Below are 19212 nucleotides of genomic sequence, written 5' to 3'. Positions count from 1 at the left end.
TCCGTGTTCCGCCGGCTACTCCTTCCCGGCGTCCCGCTCCTCCTCGGTCCCCGGCTCCCTCTCGGTCCCCGGGTCCTCCTCGGCGCCGGGCTCCTTCCCGGCCTCCGGCCGCTCCGGCACCTCCGCGGCCAGTGCCGCCGCGGCCTGCACCAGGGGCAGGGCCAGCAGCGCGCCGAGGCCCTCGCCGACCTTCACACCCTGCTCCAGCAGCGGTTCCAGGGCCATCCGGTCCAACGCCTTCGCCTGCCCCGGCTCCCCGCTGTCGTGCGCCGCCAGCCACCAGTCCGGCGCGCGGAACGCGACCCGCTGCGCCACCAGCGCGCACGCCGCGCTCACCACGCCGTCCAGGATCACCGGCAGCTTCCGCACCGCGCACTGCAACAGGAACCCGGTCATCGCCGCGAGGTCCGCCCCGCCGACCGTCGCCAGCAGCTGCGTCTGGTCGCCGAGCACCGGCCGTGCCCGGCGCAGCGCGTCCCGGATCGCCGCGCACTTGCGCATCCACGCCAGGTCGTCGATCGCGTGGCCGCCCCGCCCGGTCACCACCGAGGCGTCGGTCCCGCACAGCGCCGCGACCAGCACCGCCGCCGCGGTGGTGCCGCCCACGCTGACATCGCCGAGCACCACGAGGTCCGTACCGGAGTCGGCCTCCTCGTCGGCCACCGCGATCCCGGCCCGCAGCGCGGCCTCCGCCTCGTCCAGGGTGAGCGCGTCCTCGATGTCGATACGGCCGCTGCCGCGCCGCACCCGGTGGCGCCCGACCTCCTCGGGGAAGGTGTCCGGTTCGCAGTCCAGGGCCATGTCCACGACCCGCACCGGCACCTGGAGCCGGCGGGCGAGCACCGCGGCGGGGCTCGCGCCCTCCAGCACGTCGCGCACCAGTTGTCCGGCGCCGCCCGCGGGCCGCGCGGAGACGTCCAGTTCGGCGATGCCGTGGTCGCCGGCGAAGAGGACCAGCCGCGGCCGTTCGACGGTCCGCACCGGTACGGCGCTCTGCGCGGCGGCCAGCCACTCGCCCAGCTCGTCCAGGCGCCCCAGCGCCCCCGGCGGCACGATCTGGCGCTCCCGCCGGGCCTCGGCGTCACGGCGCACGCCCCCGTCCGGGCGCTCGATCAGATCGGTGAAGTCGTCCAGATTAAGCCTGCTCATTCGCCGAACAGTACCGCCAGCGGGCGAACGCCTCCGCGTCACATCGCCACCACGACGCGGCGATGTCGTTGCGCCCGAGATCGGCATCCCATACGTTCCGTTTTGCCGCGGAATGTCACACAGGGAGCCGCCGTCCATGCCGACCTCGCCCCTCACCTGGCGCGCCCTCCTCCAACGAGGCTTCTACGAAAGCCACGTGGAGAACCTCCGGCACCGGCTGACCGCCCGCGCGCTGTCGGCACTCCCCGAACCGGAGGCATGGCTGGACGTGGGCACGGGCGACGGCCGCTTCCCGGAGGCGGCGAAGCGGTTCTTCCCCTACACCAGCTTCGACGGTCTGGACCCGACGGACCGCGTGGCGCGTGCGCTGGCGGAGGGCCGGGTGGAGGAGGCCCACCGCGGCCACCTGACGACACCGGGCGTGGTGACCCGCCTGCGCTCCCGCTACGACGTGGTGAGCCTCTTCGGGCCCCCGGCCTCCGCCCCGGCCGCCGAACTCGCGGCCGCCTTCACGGTCGTACGCCCCGGCGGCCATGTGATCCTGGGCCACGGCTGGTCGCCGGCCGACGTGGACGTCCGGGCCTGCACGGTCCTCGGCGGCGCGCGCCCGATCCCGTTCCTCCACCACCACCGGATCGTGGCCCGCAGGGACGTCGTCTGACCGCGGCCCGTCGCCCGCCGCGCGGCGCCCTCACCCCCGCAGCACCACCGCCTGGCCCGCCACGATCAGCAGGACCTGCTCGCACTCCGACGCGAACGCCGCGTTCAGCCGCCCCAGTTCATCCCGGTACCGGCGTCCGGACGCCGTGGCCGGAACGATCCCCGAGCCCACCTCGTTGGACACGGCCACCACCGTCCGCCGCGTGCGGCGGACCGCCTCCGTCAACTCCCGCACCCGCTCCCGCAGGGACTTCTCGCCCCCGCCCGCCCACTCCGCGTCGTCCCACGCCCCGACCTCGTCCATCACGTCCGTCAGCCACAGCGACAGACAGTCGATCAGCACCGGCGGCCCGTCCTGCGCGAGCACCGGCACCAGGTCCGTCGTCTCGGACGTACGCCACGACCCCGGCCGCCGCTCCCGGTGCGCCGCCACCCGCGCCGCCCACTCGGTGTCCCCGCCCCGCGTCCCGCCGGTCGCCACGTACAGCACGTCGGGGAAGGACTCCAGCCGCCGCTCCGCCTCCACGGACTTCCCCGAGCGCGCCCCGCCGAGCACCAGTGTCCGCCGCGGCACGTCCGGCACCTCCTCGTACGCGCCGACCACCAGCGTCGTACCGTCCGGCACGGCCCGCGCCCCCGCCGCCGCGAGCCGCCGCCGCACCTCACCGCCGGGCGGCACGTCGTGGTCGAGATGGACCGCGATCACATCCGTCGTGGGCCCGACGGAGCCGACCGCCCGCAGCCGGGCCAGCGCGTCCGGGCGTCCGACGACGTCCGCGAGGACCATGTGGTACGAGTCCGCGGTCGCCGTCTCCAGCCCCGCCGGTGCCCCGCCCGGCGGCAGGTACAGCAGCCGCTGCCCGTCCGGACCGGTCACCGCGTACCCCGTGCCGCCGGCGTCCGTCGCCACCGCCCGCACCCGATGCCCCGTCAGCAGCGCCAGCTCCCGCCCGTCCGGCACCCGCACCGGATGCGGCAGCCCGGCCGGCACCTCCACCGGGGGGCCGTCGTGCGGATGGGACAGCAGCACCTGGCGCACCCCGCCCAGCGAATGCCCGGCCCGCGCCGCCGCGAAGGCCGCGCCCGGGGTGAGGTCGAGCAGCAGGGCGCCGTCCACCAGCAGCGCGGTAGCCGCCCGCGCGTCAGGACCCAGCGCCGTCGCGCAGGCGGCACAGGGGCAGTCGGGACGGGGGAGTCCGGCGGGGGCACCGGTACCGAGCAGAGTCACTTCCACGGAACGATTTTCGCCTGTCCGATCGGGTATTGCGCTTCCGTCTACTCTTCCAGCACGTGTCTGATCACAAGGAGGCCCGTATGACGGCATGGACGTGGCGGTTCGAGAAGGCCGACGGGACGGAGGTCCAGCCGGCCGTGCAGCCCGAGGAGTTCAGCACCCAGGGGGACGCCGAGTCCTGGGTGGGGGAGCACTGGCGCGCCCTGCTGGAGGGCGGCGCCGACCAGGTACGGCTGTTCGAGGAGACCACCGAGATCTACGGCCCGATGAGCCTGCACGCCGACGCCTCCTGACCCCGGTGAGGAGGGGCGCGCCCAGGGAGTCCGGGCACCCGGAAGGCCGTACCCCTCCTCATCCTCACTGCTCGCCCAGCGTCACCTCGGCCGTGTGCTCCGCCCCGTCCCGCTGGTAGGTCACCGTCGTCCGCCGGCCGGGCTGCTCGGACGCGAGGGCCTCCTGGAGCGAGGTGATGGTGGTGATGGACTGCCGGCCCACCCCGGTGATGATGTCGCCGGTGCGCAGGCCCGCCCGCGCCGCCGGGCCCCCGCTCCGGATGCTCGCGATGGCGACCCCGGCCGGCTGGAGGCGGTCGTCCACCACGGTCCGCCCGGTGATGCCGAGCGCGGCCCGCCCCGAGTCCACGACCCGGCCCTCGCGCACGATCTGACCGGCGATGGTCCGCGCCATCGACGCGGGGATGGCGAACCCGATCCCGGCCGCCGCGTTGCCCAGACTGGGGTCGGCCGCCGCCAGCGTCGGGATGCCGATGACCTGCCCCTCCAGGTTGACCAGGGCGCCCCCGCTGTTACCCGGGTTGATCGCGGCCGAGGTCTGCACCATGTTGGCGATCGTCGCGCCGGTGCCCCCGTTGCCGCCGCTCTCGCTGACGGTCCGCCCGGTCGCCGAGACGATCCCCTGCGTCACGCTGGACGACAGTCCGAGCGGCGAGCCCATGGCCAGCACGATCTGGCCGACCTCCACCTTCTCGGAGTCCGCGAACACCGCGGCCCGCAGCCCGTCGGGCACCCGGTCCAGCTTGATCACGGCGAGGTCCTGCTGGGGGTAGGAGTAGACCAGGCTCGCGGTGAGCGGCTCCTCGCTGCCCGCCGTGGTCACCCGGAAGGTCTTCTCGTCGCCGACCACGTGCGCGTTGGTGACGATGTGCCCCCGGTCGTCGTACACGATCCCGGAGCCCAGGTCACGGCTCGCCTCGATCTGCACGACCGAGGGCAGGACCTGCTTGATCACCCGCTGGTACGCGCCCTGGAGATCCTCCGCGGCCATCGGCACGGTCGCCGGACCGGTCGCCGCCGTGGACCGCGCCACCGCGCCCGGGGTGCCGGGACCCTCGCAGGCGGCGGTGAGCGCCGTACAGCACACCAGCAGGACGGCCGGGAGCAGCCGGCACAGGACAGGGGTACGGGAAGCGTCCATGCCCCGAGTCTGGCCGCGCGGTGATCAGCGGGCCCGCCCTGTTGCCCCGATCGGGCTCAGCCCCGTACCCCGCACAGGTGCAGCAACGCCGCGACCCCGCGATAGGGGTCCGTGCGGCCGGCCCGTTCCTCGGCCGCGAGCAGCGTCTCCAGGTCGTCCGGCAGCGGCGCGTCGTCCGCCGCCAGGTCCGTGAAGACCCGCACGCCGTACCAGGCGTGCAGCGGGGCGGCGATGCCCGCGAGGGTGGCGGTGAGTTCGGACAGCCGGTCGGCCCGGACGTTCAGGCCGAGGCGGTTGGTGTAGGCGGTGGTGTCGAAGGCGGCCAGCGCGCCCGCCGGGTCGCCGGCGAGGCCGGGCCGCATGGCGAGCGCGTCGCCGTTGCGCACCAGCAGCGAGAGCAGCCCGCCCGGGGCCAGCATCCGCGCCAGGCCCGCCACCAGCGGGTCGGGTTCCTCGACGTACATCAGCACGCCATGGCACAGCACCAGGTCGAAGCTGCCCGGCAGGAAGTGCACCCCGGTGTCCCGGCCGTCGCCCTGCACCAGTCGCACCCGCTCCCGGATGCCCTCCGGCTCCCGGGCCAGCGCCTCGCGCGCCGCCGCGACCATCACCGGATCCTGCTCGACGCCGGTCACCTGATGGCCGAGCCGGGCCAGGCGCAGGGCCTGGGTGCCCTGGCCGATCCCCACGTCGAGCACCCGCAGCCGCCGCCCGACCGGGAACCGCCCGGCTATCTGCTCGTCCAGCTGCCGCGCCACCAGTTCCTGGCGTACGACATCCCGGAGCCTGCCCACCTTGTCCAGCCAGGAGTGCGCCGCACCCCCGGTGAAAGCGTCTGCGCTCAGGGCCGCTCTCCGCGCTTGACCTGCGGCTTCGGCAGGCGGAGCCGACGCATCTGGAGCGAACGCATCAGGGCGTAGGCCACCGCGCCGCGGGTGTTGCCGTCCGGGAAGCGCTCCTTGAGGCGCTTCTTCAGACGGAACCCGCTGACGGCGGCGTCCACCACGATGAGGACGATCACCGCGGCCCACAGCAGCAGTGCGATGTTCTGGATCGAGGGCACCCGCACCACGCTGAGCACGAGGATCACGATGGCGAGCGGCAGGAAGAACTCCGCCACGTTGAACCGCGAGTCCACCCAGTCACGGGCGAACCTGCGGACCGGCCCCTTGTCACGGGCCGGCAGGTAGCGCTCGTCGCCGCCGGCCAGCGCCTCGCGCTGCCGCTGCAACGCCTGGCGGCGCTCCTCGCGCTGCCGCTTGGCGGCGTCCTTTCGCGTCGTGGGCGTGTTGGCGACGCTGCGGCGCTGGGACTGGGCCTCACTGCGCTTGGGCGTGGGCCTGCCCTTGGGGGCCTGCGGGTCACGGGGCTGCTTGGAGAAGTTCACCGGCTTGTCGGCCTGGGGCTTCTCTTCCTTGGCACGGCTACGGAACACAAAGACCAAGGGTAAGGGCATCCGAGGCATGGACCCCAGCCCGCCCGGGAACGATCCGGCAACACCGGGCGTCTGTACGACACGGAGGGGGCGTTGCGGCGGGGTCGGGCGGGGTCGGACCGGGGGCGGATCGGGGGCGGATCGGGGTCCGGGTGAGGGACCGCCTCCTCCCTGCGCCGGAGCGGCACTCTCCGCAGTCGTCCTCGGGGATGAGCGCATCACGCCCCGGACAGTGCGGTAATGGAGGCAGGGCCCGTACTGTGGGTCTTGTCGCAGGATCGGTGAGCCGGAGTTCCGTCAGAAGGGGGCGCGCGAAGCCCATGAGCGGTGTCATGAAGCGTATGGGGATGATCTTCCGCGCGAAGGCGAACAAGGCCCTTGACCGGGCCGAGGACCCGCGCGAGACCCTCGATTACTCGTACCAGAAGCAGCTTGAGCTGCTCCAGAAGGTGCGCCGCGGCGTCGCCGACGTGGCGACCAGCCGCAAGCGCCTGGAACTCCAGCTCAACCAGTTGCAGCAGCAGTCCGGGAAGCTGGAGGACCAGGGCCGCAAGGCGCTCGCGCTCGGCCGCGAGGACCTGGCCCGCGAGGCGCTGTCCCGGCGTGCCGCGCTCCAGCAGCAGGTGACCGACCTGGAGACCCAGCACGCCACCCTCCAGGGCGAGGAGGAGAAGCTCACCCTGGCGGCCCAGCGCCTCCAGGCCAAGGTGGACGCCTTCCGTACCAAGAAGGAGACCATCAAGGCCACCTACACCGCCGCCCAGGCCCAGACCCGCATCGGCGAGGCCTTCTCCGGCATCTCCGAGGAGATGGGCGACGTCGGCCTCGCGATCCAGCGCGCCGAGGACAAGACCCAGCAGCTCCAGGCCCGCGCCGGCGCGATCGACGAACTGCTCGCCTCCGGTGCCCTGGACGACCCGACCGGCATGGCCAAGGACGACATCGCGGCCGAGCTGGACCGGCTCTCCGGTGGTAGTGATGTAGAGCTGGAGCTGCAGCGCATGAAGGCCGAACTGGCCGGAGGCACCCAGCAGCAGGCCATCGAGGGCGGCACCGGGCAGGGCCAGTCCCAGGCCCAGCAGCAGCCGCAGGACACCCCCCGTTTCGACAAGCAGTAAGCGGGGCGCCGCCGGGGGACGAGCCGAGGAGGCCGACGTGATCGTACGGATCATGGGGGAGGGCCAGGTCAGGCTGGACGACTCCCACTTCGCGGAGCTGAACAAGCTGGACGACGAACTGCTGGCCGAGACGGAGAGCGGGGACGCCGAGGGCTTCAGGCGTACCCTCGGCACCCTCCTCGACGCCGTCCGCCGGCTCGGGACGCCGCTCGCCGACGACGAGCTGGAACCCTCGGACCTGATCCTCCCGGCGCCGGACGCGTCGCTGGACGAGGTCCGGACGATGCTCGGCGAGGAGGGGCTGATCCCGGACTGATCCCGCACCGGGCGCCCGGGACCGGCTCGGGGACACCGGGCGGGTCCGGGGGCGACTCTCGGGGTACACCGGGCGGCGCGGGACGCCCGCGCTCCGCCGCGCGTCCTGACGCCCGGCGGCTCGGAGTCCGCCGCCGCGCGACCGCGGGCCCGCGACGGGCCACCGTACTGTTCCTCCCGTGACCACTCTCGAACGCGCCCGCTGCGAGCTCAAGGCCCACCCCCTCGCCCTTGACGCCTCCCTCGCCGCGGCCGTGCTCGTGTGCATGGTCGCCGGTTCCTTCGTCGCCCCCCAGAACGGTGACGGCGTCACCTGGGGCACCCGCACCCCCGGCCTCCTGAGCCTCCTGCTGATGCTCCTCGCCGCCGGCACCCTCGTCTTCCGCCGCCGCGCCCCCCGTACCGTCCTCGCCCTCACCGGCACGCTCTCCGTCGTGGAGTGCGTCACCGGCGACCCGCGCGCCCCCGTCACGATGTCCGCGGTCATCGCCCTGTACACCGTCGCCTCCACCACGGACCGCACCACCACCTTCCGTGTCGGCCTGCTCACCATGACCGTGCTGACGGCCGCCGCGATGCTCGCCGGCCCCCTGCCCTGGTACGCGCAGGAGAACCTGGGCATCCTCGCCTGGACCGGCATCGGCGCCACCGCGGGCGACGCGGTCCGCAGCCGCCGGGCCGTCGTCCAGGCCATCAGGGAGCGCGCCGAGCGCGCGGAGCGCACGAGGGAGGAGGAGGCCCGCCGCAGGGTCGCCGAGGAGCGCCTGCGCATCGCCCGCGACCTGCACGACGTCGTCGCCCACCACATCGCCCTGGTCAACGTGCAGGCCGGCGTCGCCGCCCACGTCATGGACAAGCGCCCCGACCAGGCCAAGGAGGCCCTCGCGCACGTCCGCGAGGCCAGCCGCAGCGCGCTGAACGAACTGCGCGCGACCGTGGGCCTGCTCCGCCAGTCCGGCGACCCGGCGGCCCCCACCGAGCCCGCCCCCGGTCTCAGCCTCCTCGAAGAGCTGGCCGGCACCTTCCGCAGCTCCGGCCTCCCGGTGGAGGTCGCCCGCGCCGACCAGGGCACCCGCCTCCCCGCGGCCGTGGACCTCGCGGCCTACCGGATCGTCCAGGAGGCCCTGACCAACGTGCGCAAGCACGCGGGCGCGGGCGCCAGGGCCGAGGTGAGCGTCGTACGCGTCGGCTCGGACATCGAGATCACCGTCGTGGACGACGGCTCCGGCGAACCCCCCGTCCCCGACCCCGCCCCCGACGCCACCCCGGACCCCGACCCGGGGACCGGCGGCGGCCACGGCCTCCTCGGCATGCGCGAGCGCGTCAGCGCCCTCGGCGGCGCCCTCACCACCGGGCCCCGCTACGGCGGCGGTTTCCGCGTCCATGCGATCCTGCCGGTCGGCACCCGCACCGCCACCCCCACCGACCGTCGTACGACGACCGCCCCGGGAGACCCCGCATGACCATCCGCGTCCTGCTCGCCGACGACCAGGCCCTGCTGCGCAGCGCGTTCCGGGTGCTGGTCGACTCCGAGCCGGACATGGAGGTGGTGGGGGAGGCCGCCGACGGCGCGCAGGCGGTCCTGCTGGCCAAGGAGCGGCACGCCGACGTCGTCCTCATGGACATCCGCATGCCCGGCACCGACGGCCTCGCCGCCACCCGCCTGATCAGCGAGGACGCCGATCTCGCGCACGTCCGCGTGGTCATCCTGACCACCTTCGAGGTGGACGACTACGTGGTGCAGTCGCTGCGCGCCGGCGCCTCCGGCTTCCTCGGCAAGGGCAGCGAACCGGAGGAACTGCTCAGCGCCATCCGGATCGCCGCGGGCGGCGACGCCCTGCTGTCCCCGGCCGCCACCAAGGGGCTGATCGCCCGCTTCCTCGCCCAGGGCGACGGGGACGACGGCCGCGCCCCCGTACGCTCCGAGCGGCTCGACGCGCTCACCGGGCGCGAGCGCGAGGTGCTCGTCCAGGTCGCGGGCGGCCACTCCAACGACGAGATCGCCGAGCGCCTCGCGGTCAGCCCGCTGACGGTGAAGACACACGTCAACCGGTCCATGGCCAAGCTCGGCGCGCGCGACCGGGCCCAGCTCGTCGTCATCGCGTACGAGTCCGGGCTGGTCCGTCCGCGGACGGACTGATCTCCACCCGCGTGTACTGCGCGCGGAGTAGGAGCCGGGTAAGGAAACGGGACCTGGGGCCTACGGTCCGGGCCGCCCGGATGGCCGAGGGTGGTGGGGTGGACGCTCCTGCGCGTCCGCCGTCGCTTCTCCGGGGCCTTCGTGGACCCCCAGCGGAACCCTCAGGGGGCCCTCCGTGACCGGAAGCGCTTCTGACGCTCACAGAAGAGAGACCCTCACCCATGTCCTGGCTGTCCAGGTTCAGCCTCGCCCAACGGGCCCTCGTCGGGCTCGTCTCGATCGTCGCCCTGGTCTTCGGGGCGATAGCCATCCCCCAGATCAAACAGCAACTGCTGCCCACCATCGACCTGCCCATGGTGTCGGTGATCGCGCCGTACCAGGGCGCCGCGCCCGACGCGGTCGAGAAGCAGGTGGTCGAGCCGATCGAGAACGGCCTCCAGGGCGTCGACGGCGTCACCTCGGTCACCTCCACCGCGGGCGAGGGCAACGCCGTGATCATGGCGTCCTTCGACTACGGCAACGACACCAAGCAGATCGTCTCGGACGTGCAGCAGGCCGTGAACCGGGCCCGCAACCAGCTGCCGGCCGGCGTCGACCCGCAGGTGGTCTCCGGCTCCACCGACGACATGCCGACCGTCGTGCTCGCCGCCAGCTCGGACAAGGACCAGCAGGCCCTCGCGGACCAGCTCGACAAGACGGTCGTACCGGCCCTGAAGGACGTCGACGGCGTCGGCCGCGTCCAGGTCACCGGCGTCCGCGACCTCCAGGTCGCCGTCACCCCCGACAACGCCGCGCTCGCGCGGGACGGCCTCACCCCCGCCGCCCTCGCCCGTGCGCTCCAGGCGGGCGGCGCGAGCGTCCCGGCCGGCTCGTTCGACGAGAACGGCGCCAACCGCACCGTCCAGGTCGGCGGCGGCTTCACCACGCTGGAGCAGATCAAGGACCTCGCCGTCACCGGAAAGGGCGCCCGCAAGCCCGTACGCCTGGGTGACGTGGCCACCGTCGAGGAGCAGCCGGCCCCGGCCGACTCCCTCACCCGCACCGACGGCAGGCCCAGCCTCGCCGTCAACGTGACCATGGACCACGACGGCAGCGCGGTCACCATCTCCGACGCGGTCAAGGACAAGCTGCCCGACCTGCGGGCGCAGCTCGGTGCCGGCGCGAAGCTGACCGTCGTCAGCGACCAGGGCCCGGCGGTCTCCAAGTCCATCAAGGGCCTGACCACCGAGGGCGCGCTCGGTCTGCTCTTCGCGGTCCTGGTCATCCTGCTCTTCCTCGCGTCGCTGCGCTCGACGATGGTCACCGCGGTGTCCATCCCGCTGTCCGTCGTCCTCGCGCTGATCGTGCTGTGGACCGACGGCCTGTCCCTGAACATGCTCACGCTGGGCGCGCTGACCATCGCGATCGGCCGGGTCGTGGACGACTCGATCGTGGTCCTGGAGAACATCAAGCGGCACCTCGGCTACGGCGAGGAGCGCCGGGCGGCGATCATCGACGCGGTGCGCGAGGTGGCCGGCGCGGTCACCTCCTCCACTCTGACCACGGTCGCGGTGTTCCTGCCGATCGGCCTGGTCGGCGGCATGGTGGGCGCGTTGTTCGGCTCGTTCAGCATCACGGTGACGGCGGCCCTGCTGGCCTCGCTGCTGGTGTCGCTGACGGTCGTACCCGTCCTGTCGTACTGGTTCCTGCGTGCCCCCAAGGGCACCCCCGAGGACGCGGCGGAGGCCCGCCGCAGGGCCGAGGAGAGGGAGGCGAACAGCCGTCTCCAGCGCGCCTACGTCCCCGTGCTGCGCTTCGCGACGCGCCGCCGCCTCACCAGCGTGCTCATCGCGCTCGTCGTCCTGGTGGTCACCTTCGGCATGTCCGGGCTGCTCAAGACGAACTTCTTCGACCAGGGCGAGCAGGAGGTCATCACGGTCAAGCAGGAGCTGAGGCCCGGCACCAGCCTGGCGGCCACCGACGCGCAGGCCAAGAAGGTCGAGAAGCTGCTCGCCTCCACCGAGGGCGTCAAGGACTACCAGGTCACCGTCGGCTCCTCCGGGTTCATGGCGGCCTTCGGCGGCGGCACGGACACCAACCAGGCGTCCTACCAGGTGATGCTGAAGGACTCGACGTCGTACGACAGCGTGCAGAAGCACCTGGAGGACGGCCTGAAGCACCTCAAGGGCATCGGTACGACCACGGTGTCGGCCGGCGACGGCTTCGGCAGCCAGAAACTCAGCGTCGTGGTGAAGGCGGGCGACCCGGGCGTGCTGCGCACGGCGGCCGAGCAGGTCCGCTCCACCGTGGCCGGGCTCGACGGCGTCACCGACGTCACCAGTGACCTCGCGACCAGCGTGCCGCGGATCTCGGTGACGGCGGGCGCCAAGGCGGCCGCGGCCGGCTTCGACAACCAGACGCTCGGCGCGGCGGTGGCTCAGGCGGTGCGCGGTACGACGGCGGCGAAGGCGACGCTCGACGACACCGAGCGCGATGTCGTCATCAAGTCGGCCGAGCCCGCCACGACCGTGGCCCAGCTGAGGAACCTGCGGCTCGGCCCGGTGAAGCTCGGCGACATCGCCACGGTGAAGCTGGTGGACGGCCCGGTGTCGCTGACCCGGATCGACGGCCGGCGGGCCGCCACGATCACGGCCAGGCCGACCGGCGACAACACGGGCGCGGTCAGCACCCGGCTCCAGTCGAAGATCAAGGCCCTGAGGCTCCCCGCGGGCGCCGAGGCCCAGATCGGCGGTGTCACCTCGGACCAGAACGACGCCTTCAAGAACCTCGGCCTCGCCATGCTGGCCGCGATCGCGATCGTCTTCATGCTCCTGGTCGCCACCTTCCGCTCCCTGGCGCAGCCGCTGATCCTCCTGGTCTCCGTCCCCTTCGCGGCGACGGGCGCCCTCGGCCTGCTGATCGTCACGGGCACCCCGATGGGCGTCCCCGCCATGATCGGCATGCTGATGCTGATCGGCATCGTGGTCACCAACGCCATCGTGCTGATCGACCTGATCAACCAGTACCGGTCCCAGGGCCACGGCGTGGTCGAGGCCGTGATCGAGGGCGGTCGCCACCGCCTCCGCCCGATCCTGATGACCGCCCTGGCCACGATCTTCGCCCTCCTGCCGATGGCCCTGGGCGTCACGGGCGAGGGCGGCTTCATCGCCCAGCCGCTGGCGGTCGTGGTGATCGGCGGCCTGATCAGCTCCACTCTGCTGACCCTGCTCCTGGTCCCGACGCTCTACGCGATGCTGGAACTGCGCAAGGAACGCCGGGCGAAGAAGAAGGCGGCCAGGCACCAGCCGCCGGCCCCGGCGGAGCCGGCCCCGGCCCGGGTCTGACAGCCGGACCCGGCCCGGGTCCGGCGACGCCGCACGCGTCGAGGGGCGCCTCCGAGCCTTCGGAGGCGCCCCTCGGTGATTCCGTACCGGACGACGCGGCTACGGCAGCGCCAGCATCCGCTCCAGCGCCAGCTTCGCGAACGCCTCCGTCTCCCGGTCGACCTGGATCTGGTTGACCAGGTTGCCCTCGGCGAGGGATTCCAGCGCCCAGACCAGGTGGGGGAGGTCGATGCGGTTCATGGTGGAGCAGAAGCAGACCGTGCGGTCGAGGAAGACGATTTCCTTGCCCTCGGGGGCGAAGCGGTCCGCGAGGCGGCGGACGAGGTTCAGCTCCGTGCCGATCGCCCACTTCGAGCCGGCGGGGGCCGCCTCCAGGGCCTTGATGATGTACTCCGTGGAGCCGACGTAGTCCGCCGCGGCCACGACCTCGTGCTTGCACTCCGGGTGCACCAGGACGTTCACGCCGGGGATGCGGGCCCGCACGTCGTTGACGGAGTCGAGGCTGAAGCGGCCGTGGACCGAGCAGTGGCCGCGCCACAGGATCATCTTCGCCGCGCGCAGCTCGTCCGCGGTCAGGCCGCCGTTCGGCTTGTGCGGGTTGTAGACGACGCAGTCGTCCAGGGACATGCCCATGTCGCGCACGGCGGTGTTGCGGCCGAGGTGCTGGTCGGGCAGGAAGAGGACCTTCTCACCCTGCTCGAACGCCCAGTCCAGCGCGCGCTTGGCGTTGGACGAGGTGCAGATGGTGCCGCCGTGCTTGCCGGTGAAGGCCTTGATGTCGGCCGAGGAGTTCATGTACGACACCGGGACGACCTGGTCGGCTATCCCGGCCTCCGTCAGCACGTCCCAGCACTCCGCCACCTGCTCCGCCGTCGCCATGTCGGCCATGGAGCAGCCGGCCGCCAGGTCGGGCAGGACCACCTTCTGGTCGTCGGAGGTGAGGATGTCCGCCGACTCGGCCATGAAGTGCACACCGCAGAAGACGATGTACTCGGCCTCCGGGCGCGCGGCCGCGTCCCGGGCCAGCTTGAAGGAGTCGCCCGTGACGTCGGCGAACTGGATCACCTCGTCGCGCTGGTAGTGGTGACCGAGCACGAAGACCTTGTCGCCGAGCTTCTCCTTGGCGGCGCGGGCGCGCTCCACCAGGGCGGGGTCGGACGGCGAGGGCAGATCACCGGGGCACTCGACACCCCGCTCGCTCTTCGGGTCGGCCTCGCGGCCGAGCAGCAACAGGGCGAGCGGAGTCGGCTGTACGTCGAGCTCCGGGGTCTGGGCGGTGGTCACGGCACGCACCCTTTCTATTTCTCGTCGATCTGACGCTATCTATCATAAACGCTTCACGTCAGTTTGACGATGGGCCATCGCGTCCATGTGACGTGAATCCCGGTCCGGCGCCCGGATCCCCCCGCGGGCCGCTGTGCGCCTCCGCGGCCGTATGCGAGCATGAAGAGGCAGAAGGCAAAATCGCGACCACGTGACGCCCGGCCCGGAATGAATCCGCGGAAGCGCCGGTTGCACTCGTCGGCAAGCAGTCTCCGTACAACCCGGGAGAGATGTAGATGTCCGTATCGGACGAGACCACAACCGTCAGCGACGGCATCATCCTGACCGACGCCGCCGCGGCCAAGGTCAAGGCCCTGCTCGACCAGGAAGGCCGCGACGACCTCGCGCTGCGCGTCGCCGTCCAGCCCGGCGGCTGCTCCGGCCTGCGCTACCAGCTGTTCTTCGACGAGCGCTCGCTCGACGGCGACGTGGAGAAGGACTTCGGCGGCGTCAAGGTCGTCACCGACCGCATGAGCGCCCCGTACCTGGGCGGCGCCACCGTCGACTTCGTGGACACGATCGAGAAGCAGGGCTTCACGATCGACAACCCGAACGCGACCGGCTCCTGCGCCTGCGGCGACTCCTTCAGCTGAGCCTTCGCGCTGAGCCGATGAAGCGGGACTGAGGCGGCGGCCCCCACGAGCGGGGCCGCCGCCTCCGTCGTGTCCCGCACCGGCGGGAAGCCGTACCCGTGCCTACCGGGTGGACGTCCGCGACGGCCGCAGCGCGCCCGGCTTCGCCCGCGGGATGCGGGCGCCGTCCGCGCCGACCACCGTCCGGCCGTCCACCGGCGCCTTCAGGCGGACGGTCCGGACGAACTCCTTGGCGATCATCGGGCAGATCCTGCCCTCCTGCCGGTGCTCGGTGACCGTGACCGTCACCCGGGTGGCGCTCTCCCGGGCCGCCACCGTGTAGTCGGCGCACAGGCCGCCGTAGAAGCCCACGGTCAGGTTGCGGCCGTCGGCCGTGTAGCCGTTCACCTTCACCCGGCCGCCGGGGGCCGTCGGCGCGGCGGAGGGCGACGAGGACGTCAGGTAGCGGGGATCGACCGCCGGGTACGACACCGTTCCCCGCCCCCGCGTCTCGAACAGCCAGGAGGGCACCAGGGTCGCTCGCCCGCCGACCGGGTGCGCGGCCAGCCCGAACACCGCCCTGTCCACCTCGACCGTCGCACCGGCACCCCCGGAAGCCGGTCCGCACGGCTGGTCCAGCCGTGTCGCGAACCGCCCCGGAGCCGCACAGCCCCCGGGACCCATCCGGTGGTCGTCCTTCGGCGCCGCGTTCATCAGCGCGAGGGTCTTCTCCGCGCCGAGGACGGGGTACGTCGCCCCCTTCACCGGCGTCGACAGCATGCCGTGGCCGCCCACGAGTTCGCCCTGCCCGCCGATCGTCAGCCCGGTCGTCCAGCCCGTCGTGGGCAGCCCGCCCACCACCGGGTCGGCGGTCACCACCCGCTGCTGCCCCATGACCTGGCTCGCGTCGGTCTTCGCGCCGTCCAGCCCGGCCGCCGCCAGCACGGGCGCCGCCGCCTTCTCGGCCGCCGCCTCGCTCACCGGCGCCCCGGTCGGCCCCACCGGGCCGGTCGCGCACAGGGGGCCCTTCCGGCAGTCGTCCGTGCCCGGCGCGTACCGGCTGAAAGTCCAGCTGCCCGGCGCGTCCCGGTTCACCCGGAGGGTCGGGCCCGAACCGTCCTTGCCGCCGATCCGCCAGCCGCGCCCCTCGGCCACGGGCGTCCCGGTCACCCCGAGCGCCTTGGCCAGCCGGACCACCTGGTCCTCGCCGACCTCGGCCCCCGGCCCGTACACCGGCGCCGACCCGGGCCCCTTCGGCAGCTCGCCCCGTGCCACGTAGTGGGCGCCGTGGGGGTCCGGCCGGTCGTCGAGGGGGAGCGGCGGGGGAGTGGTGCCGTCCGACACGGCGGGGGTCGCGTGAACGCCCGCGGCATCGCTCGCCGCGACGTACGCGCCACCGCCGCCGACCAGCAGGACGGCGGCCGCGGCGGAGAGGACGACGGCGCGCGAGCGCCGCCTGGACCGCCCCGCCCCCCGCTCGTCCGGCACCTCGGGGACTCCCCCCGTGTTCTCAGGCCGCTCCGTGTTCACCGCATCGCTCCTCGCCGGTTCGTGCTCCGTGTGCCCCGCGCGGGGGACGACGGTGGGACGGGGGAGCCGGGCGGGAGGTTCCCGCGCCTGCGCCGTACGGGTGAGCGGGGTCAGTCCCCGTAGTCGGACATCCCGTCGAGCAGCCGGACGGAACGCTTCGACACGGACACCTTGCGGATGCGGGACGGCGGCACCGGGCGGGAGGCCGAGCGCGCGGGCGCCGGCCAGCGCTGGGCCATCCGGGCGCAGTCGCCGCGCAGGGTGGCGAGGTCGCCCTCGAGATCGCCCGGGGCGGGGGGGACGGGAGCGCCGGATTCGGCGGACGAGGAGCCGTTGGGGTTCGTCATGACGGAACCGTAGGCACGGTCGAGGCTGCGAAGAAAGATCTACTATCGGGTAGTTTCGTCAACTACAGCGTCGCCCCCTGACCGGGTAGCGTGAACTGTCAACCCAGCCTCCCGCAGGAGATTCCCCGTCGTGCGCATCGCAGTCACCGGCTCCATCGCCACCGACCACCTCATGACCTTCCCCGGTCGGTTCGCCGACCAGCTCGTCGCGGACCAGCTGCACACCGTTTCGCTCTCCTTCCTCGTCGACAACCTCGACGTGCGCCGCGGCGGTGTCGCCGCGAACATCGCCTTCGGGATGGGCCAGCTCGGCACCCGGCCGATCCTGGTCGGCGCGGCCGGTTTCGACTTCGACGAGTACCGGAGCTGGCTCGACCGGCACGGCGTCGACACCGACTCGGTGCGGATCTCCGACACCCTGCACACCGCGCGCTTCGTGTGCACCACCGACGCCGACCACAACCAGATCGGCTCCTTCTACACCGGCGCGATGAGCGAGGCCCGGCTGATCGAGCTGAAGACGGTCGCCGACCGGGTGGGCGGCCTCGACCTGGTGCTGATCGGCGCCGACGACCCCGAGGCGATGCTCCGCCACACGGAGGAGTGCCGGTCCCGTTCGATCCCGTTCGCCGCGGACTTCTCCCAGCAGATCGCCCGGATGGAGGGCGAGGAGATCCGGATCCTGCTGGAGGGCGCGACGTACCTGTTCTCGAACGAGTACGAGAAGGGCCTCATCCAGACGAAGACCGGGCTCACCGACGAGGAGATCCTCGCGAAGGTCGGGCACCGGGTGACCACGCTCGGTTCGCGGGGCGTGCGGATCGAGCGGGTCGGCGAGGACCCGATCGAGGTCGGCTGCGCGGAGGAGGAGCAGAAGGCCGACCCCACGGGCGTCGGCGACGCCTTCCGCGCGGGTTTCCTGTCGGGCCTCGCGTGGGGCGTCCCGCTGGAGCGGGCCGCCCAGGTGGGCTGCATGCTCGCGACGCTCGTCATCGAGACGGTGGGCACGCAGGAGTACCAGCTGCGGCGCGGGCACTTCATGGAGCGGTTCGTGAAGGCGTACGGCGACGAGGCCGGCGAAGAGGTCAGGACGCACCTGCGCTGAGGCCGCCGGTCAGCCGAGCCGGCGGACCAGGTAGGCCGTTCCGCGATCCGCCGGTTCCTCGCCCACGTACTCCTGCCCCCGCATCGCGCACCACGCCGGGATGTCCAGGCGGGCCGCCTCGTCGTCCGAGAGGACGCGGACGGTCCCGCCCACCGGGACGCCGGGGAACACCTTGGCCAGTTCGATGACCGGGACGGGGCAGCGCTTGCCGAGGGCGTCGACGACCAGGGCGCCCGGCTCGGCGACCGTGTGAGGGGTGGGCGCGCCCAGCTTGTCCCGTACCGCGCGGACGACACCCGGCAGCACGGCCAGGAAGCGCTCCACGTCCTCCTCGGCCGTGCCCGGCGGCAGCGACACGCGGACGTTGCCCTCGCTGAGCACACCCATGGCCTTCAGGACGTGGCTGGGCGTCAGGGTGCTGCTGGTGCAGGAGGAGCCCGAGGAGACGGCGAAGCCCTCGCGGTCCAGCTCGTGCAGCAGGGTCTCCCCGTCGACATAGAGACAGGAGAAGGTGACGATCCCCGGCAGCCGCCGCTCCGGATCGCCCACCACCTCCACGTCCGGCACCAGCCGCGGCACCCGCGCCCGGATCCGCTCCGTCAGTCCCCGCAGCCGGACCGACTCCTCGGCGGCCCCGGCGCGTACCGCGCGCAGCGAGGCGACCGCCGCCACGATGGCCGGGATGTTCTCGAACCCGGGCGCCCGCCCCGACTCCCGCTCGTCCGCGGGGCCTTGGGCCGCGAACCGGACCCCCTTGCGCACGACGAGCAGCCCGGCACCCGAAGGACCGCCCCACTTGTGCGCGCTGGCGGCGAGCAGCGACCAGTCGCCCTCGACGGGCCCCCAGCCCAGCGACTGCGCCGCGTCCACCAGCAGCGGCACCCCGGCCGCCCGGCAGACCTCGGCCACCTCGGCCACCGGCTGCACGGTGCCCACCTCGTGGTTGGCCGACTGGAGCACGGCCAGCGCGGTGTCGGCACGCAGCGCGGACGCGTAGTCCGAGGGGGACACGGCGCCCGTCCGGTGCACCGGCACCTGGGTCACCGACCCGCCCTCCGCCTCGAACACCTCCGCCGAATGGAGGACAGAGGAGTGTTCGACCGCTGACACGATCAGGTGACGTCCGACGCGCCGCCTTCCGGCCAACGCCCCCGCGACACCCGTGTGTACGGCCCGCGTCCCCGAGGAGGTGAACACCACCTCGTCCGCCCGGCACCCGACCGCCTCCGCGGCCGCCTCCCGCGCCGCGTCCAGCAGCATGCGCGCCTTGCGCCCCTCCCGGTACAGGCGCGCGGGATCGGCCCAACCGTCGTCCAGGGCGGCCAACAGGGCCTGACGGGCAACGGGGTGGAGGGGAGCGGCGGAGGCTGCGTCGAAGTAGGCCACACAGCAACGGTAGAACGCCGGCGGCCCGCGCCGGCCCCAGGGGCGCGGGGCCGTGTCCGGCACCTGTTCCGCCGGGGGAGGCGAAGGACCGCCACCCACCCGCGCCCGCCCTCCAAACCCCCACAACCCGAGCCAATAGGC

18 protein-coding genes are annotated in these 19212 nt (G+C 73.2%); 9 read left to right on the top strand and 9 right to left on the bottom strand.

Annotated elements, in window-relative coordinates; all coding sequences use genetic code 11:
* Positions 1 to 15: 15 nt before the first annotated feature.
* Complete coding sequence (cobT, locus tag QSK45_RS06285; protein WP_285554071.1) at positions 16 to 1149, bottom strand: nicotinate-nucleotide--dimethylbenzimidazole phosphoribosyltransferase; 1134 nt, start codon at positions 1147 to 1149, stop codon at positions 16 to 18.
* Positions 1150 to 1285: 136 nt separating this feature from the next.
* On the opposite strand from cobT, the gene QSK45_RS06280 reads away from it, so the two are divergent.
* A complete protein-coding gene (locus QSK45_RS06280) occupies positions 1286 to 1810 on the top strand; it encodes a methyltransferase domain-containing protein (RefSeq protein ID WP_285554069.1) in 525 nt (174 codons plus the stop codon).
* A 30-nt stretch (positions 1811 to 1840) separates the two neighbouring features.
* On the opposite strand, the gene QSK45_RS06275 is transcribed toward QSK45_RS06280, so the two are convergent.
* On the bottom strand, positions 1841 to 3043 hold the full coding sequence (locus tag QSK45_RS06275; RefSeq protein WP_285554067.1) for a bifunctional adenosylcobinamide kinase/adenosylcobinamide-phosphate guanylyltransferase: 1203 nt from the start codon (positions 3041 to 3043) through the stop codon (positions 1841 to 1843).
* Positions 3044 to 3123: 80 nt separating this feature from the next.
* On the opposite strand from QSK45_RS06275, the gene QSK45_RS06270 reads away from it, so the two are divergent.
* A complete protein-coding gene (locus QSK45_RS06270) occupies positions 3124 to 3336 on the top strand; it encodes a hypothetical protein (RefSeq protein ID WP_285554065.1) in 213 nt (70 codons plus the stop codon).
* A gap of 64 nt (positions 3337 to 3400) precedes the next feature.
* Here QSK45_RS06270 and QSK45_RS06265 read toward each other — a convergent pair whose 3' ends face one another.
* The 3 genes from QSK45_RS06265 to QSK45_RS06255 form a co-directional block, all read right to left on the bottom strand.
* Positions 3401 to 4477, bottom strand: a complete 1077-nt coding sequence (locus QSK45_RS06265; protein ID WP_285554063.1) for a S1C family serine protease — start codon at positions 4475 to 4477, stop codon at positions 3401 to 3403.
* Between the two features lie 56 nt (positions 4478 to 4533).
* The gene (locus QSK45_RS06260) at positions 4534 to 5235 is read right to left on the bottom strand and encodes a class I SAM-dependent methyltransferase (protein WP_285554644.1); all 702 of its coding nucleotides are present in this window, start codon (positions 5233 to 5235) and stop codon (positions 4534 to 4536) included.
* Positions 5236 to 5318: 83 nt separating this feature from the next.
* Complete coding sequence (locus QSK45_RS06255) at positions 5319 to 5942, bottom strand: DUF3043 domain-containing protein (RefSeq protein ID WP_285554061.1); 624 nt, start codon at positions 5940 to 5942, stop codon at positions 5319 to 5321.
* Positions 5943 to 6232: 290 nt separating this feature from the next.
* Between QSK45_RS06255 and QSK45_RS06250 the strand changes: the two genes are divergently transcribed.
* From QSK45_RS06250 to QSK45_RS06230, 5 genes are all read left to right on the top strand, one after another.
* On the top strand, positions 6233 to 7030 hold the full coding sequence (locus tag QSK45_RS06250) for a PspA/IM30 family protein (RefSeq protein ID WP_180331421.1): 798 nt from the start codon (positions 6233 to 6235) through the stop codon (positions 7028 to 7030).
* A 37-nt stretch (positions 7031 to 7067) separates the two neighbouring features.
* The gene (gene pspAA, locus QSK45_RS06245; protein ID WP_285554058.1) at positions 7068 to 7346 is read left to right on the top strand and encodes a PspA-associated protein PspAA; all 279 of its coding nucleotides are present in this window, start codon (positions 7068 to 7070) and stop codon (positions 7344 to 7346) included.
* Between the two features lie 178 nt (positions 7347 to 7524).
* On the top strand, positions 7525 to 8808 hold the full coding sequence (locus QSK45_RS06240) for a sensor histidine kinase (RefSeq protein ID WP_285554055.1): 1284 nt from the start codon (positions 7525 to 7527) through the stop codon (positions 8806 to 8808).
* Positions 8805 to 9485: a response regulator gene (locus QSK45_RS06235; protein WP_285554053.1), complete on the top strand. Its 681-nt coding sequence runs from the start codon at positions 8805 to 8807 to the stop codon at positions 9483 to 9485. The genes QSK45_RS06240 and QSK45_RS06235 overlap by 4 nt, the downstream gene beginning before the upstream one ends.
* Positions 9486 to 9706: 221 nt before the next feature.
* On the top strand, positions 9707 to 12808 hold the full coding sequence (locus tag QSK45_RS06230; RefSeq protein WP_285554051.1) for an efflux RND transporter permease subunit: 3102 nt from the start codon (positions 9707 to 9709) through the stop codon (positions 12806 to 12808).
* Positions 12809 to 12907: 99 nt separating this feature from the next.
* Here the strand turns inward: QSK45_RS06230 and nadA are convergent, their stop codons facing one another.
* Positions 12908 to 14092: a quinolinate synthase NadA gene (nadA, locus tag QSK45_RS06225; protein ID WP_285554049.1), complete on the bottom strand. Its 1185-nt coding sequence runs from the start codon at positions 14090 to 14092 to the stop codon at positions 12908 to 12910.
* Between the two features lie 275 nt (positions 14093 to 14367).
* On the opposite strand from nadA, the gene QSK45_RS06220 reads away from it, so the two are divergent.
* The gene (locus QSK45_RS06220; protein WP_046421274.1) at positions 14368 to 14724 is read left to right on the top strand and encodes an iron-sulfur cluster assembly accessory protein; all 357 of its coding nucleotides are present in this window, start codon (positions 14368 to 14370) and stop codon (positions 14722 to 14724) included.
* Positions 14725 to 14826: 102 nt separating this feature from the next.
* Here the strand turns inward: QSK45_RS06220 and QSK45_RS06215 are convergent, their stop codons facing one another.
* Positions 14827 to 16233, bottom strand: coding sequence for a hypothetical protein (locus tag QSK45_RS06215; protein ID WP_285554043.1), 1407 nt, complete (start codon positions 16231 to 16233; stop codon positions 14827 to 14829).
* Positions 16234 to 16343: 110 nt separating this feature from the next.
* Positions 16344 to 16580, bottom strand: coding sequence for a hypothetical protein (locus tag QSK45_RS06210; RefSeq protein WP_285554042.1), 237 nt, complete (start codon positions 16578 to 16580; stop codon positions 16344 to 16346).
* A gap of 130 nt (positions 16581 to 16710) precedes the next feature.
* Between QSK45_RS06210 and QSK45_RS06205 the strand changes: the two genes are divergently transcribed.
* Positions 16711 to 17685 (top strand): carbohydrate kinase family protein, encoded by a 975-nt coding sequence (locus tag QSK45_RS06205; RefSeq protein ID WP_285554040.1) that lies wholly within the window; start codon positions 16711 to 16713, stop codon positions 17683 to 17685.
* A gap of 9 nt (positions 17686 to 17694) precedes the next feature.
* On the opposite strand, the gene QSK45_RS06200 is transcribed toward QSK45_RS06205, so the two are convergent.
* The gene (locus QSK45_RS06200; protein WP_285554038.1) at positions 17695 to 19071 is read right to left on the bottom strand and encodes a cysteine desulfurase/sulfurtransferase TusA family protein; all 1377 of its coding nucleotides are present in this window, start codon (positions 19069 to 19071) and stop codon (positions 17695 to 17697) included.
* Positions 19072 to 19212: the final 141 nt, after the last annotated feature.

The organism is Streptomyces hygroscopicus subsp. hygroscopicus (assembly GCF_030269125.1).
Lineage (GTDB): Bacteria > Actinomycetota > Actinomycetes > Streptomycetales > Streptomycetaceae > Streptomyces > Streptomyces hygroscopicus_C.
The sequence above is the reverse complement of the archived record's forward strand: the minus strand, read 5'-3'. Positions and strand labels throughout refer to the sequence as shown.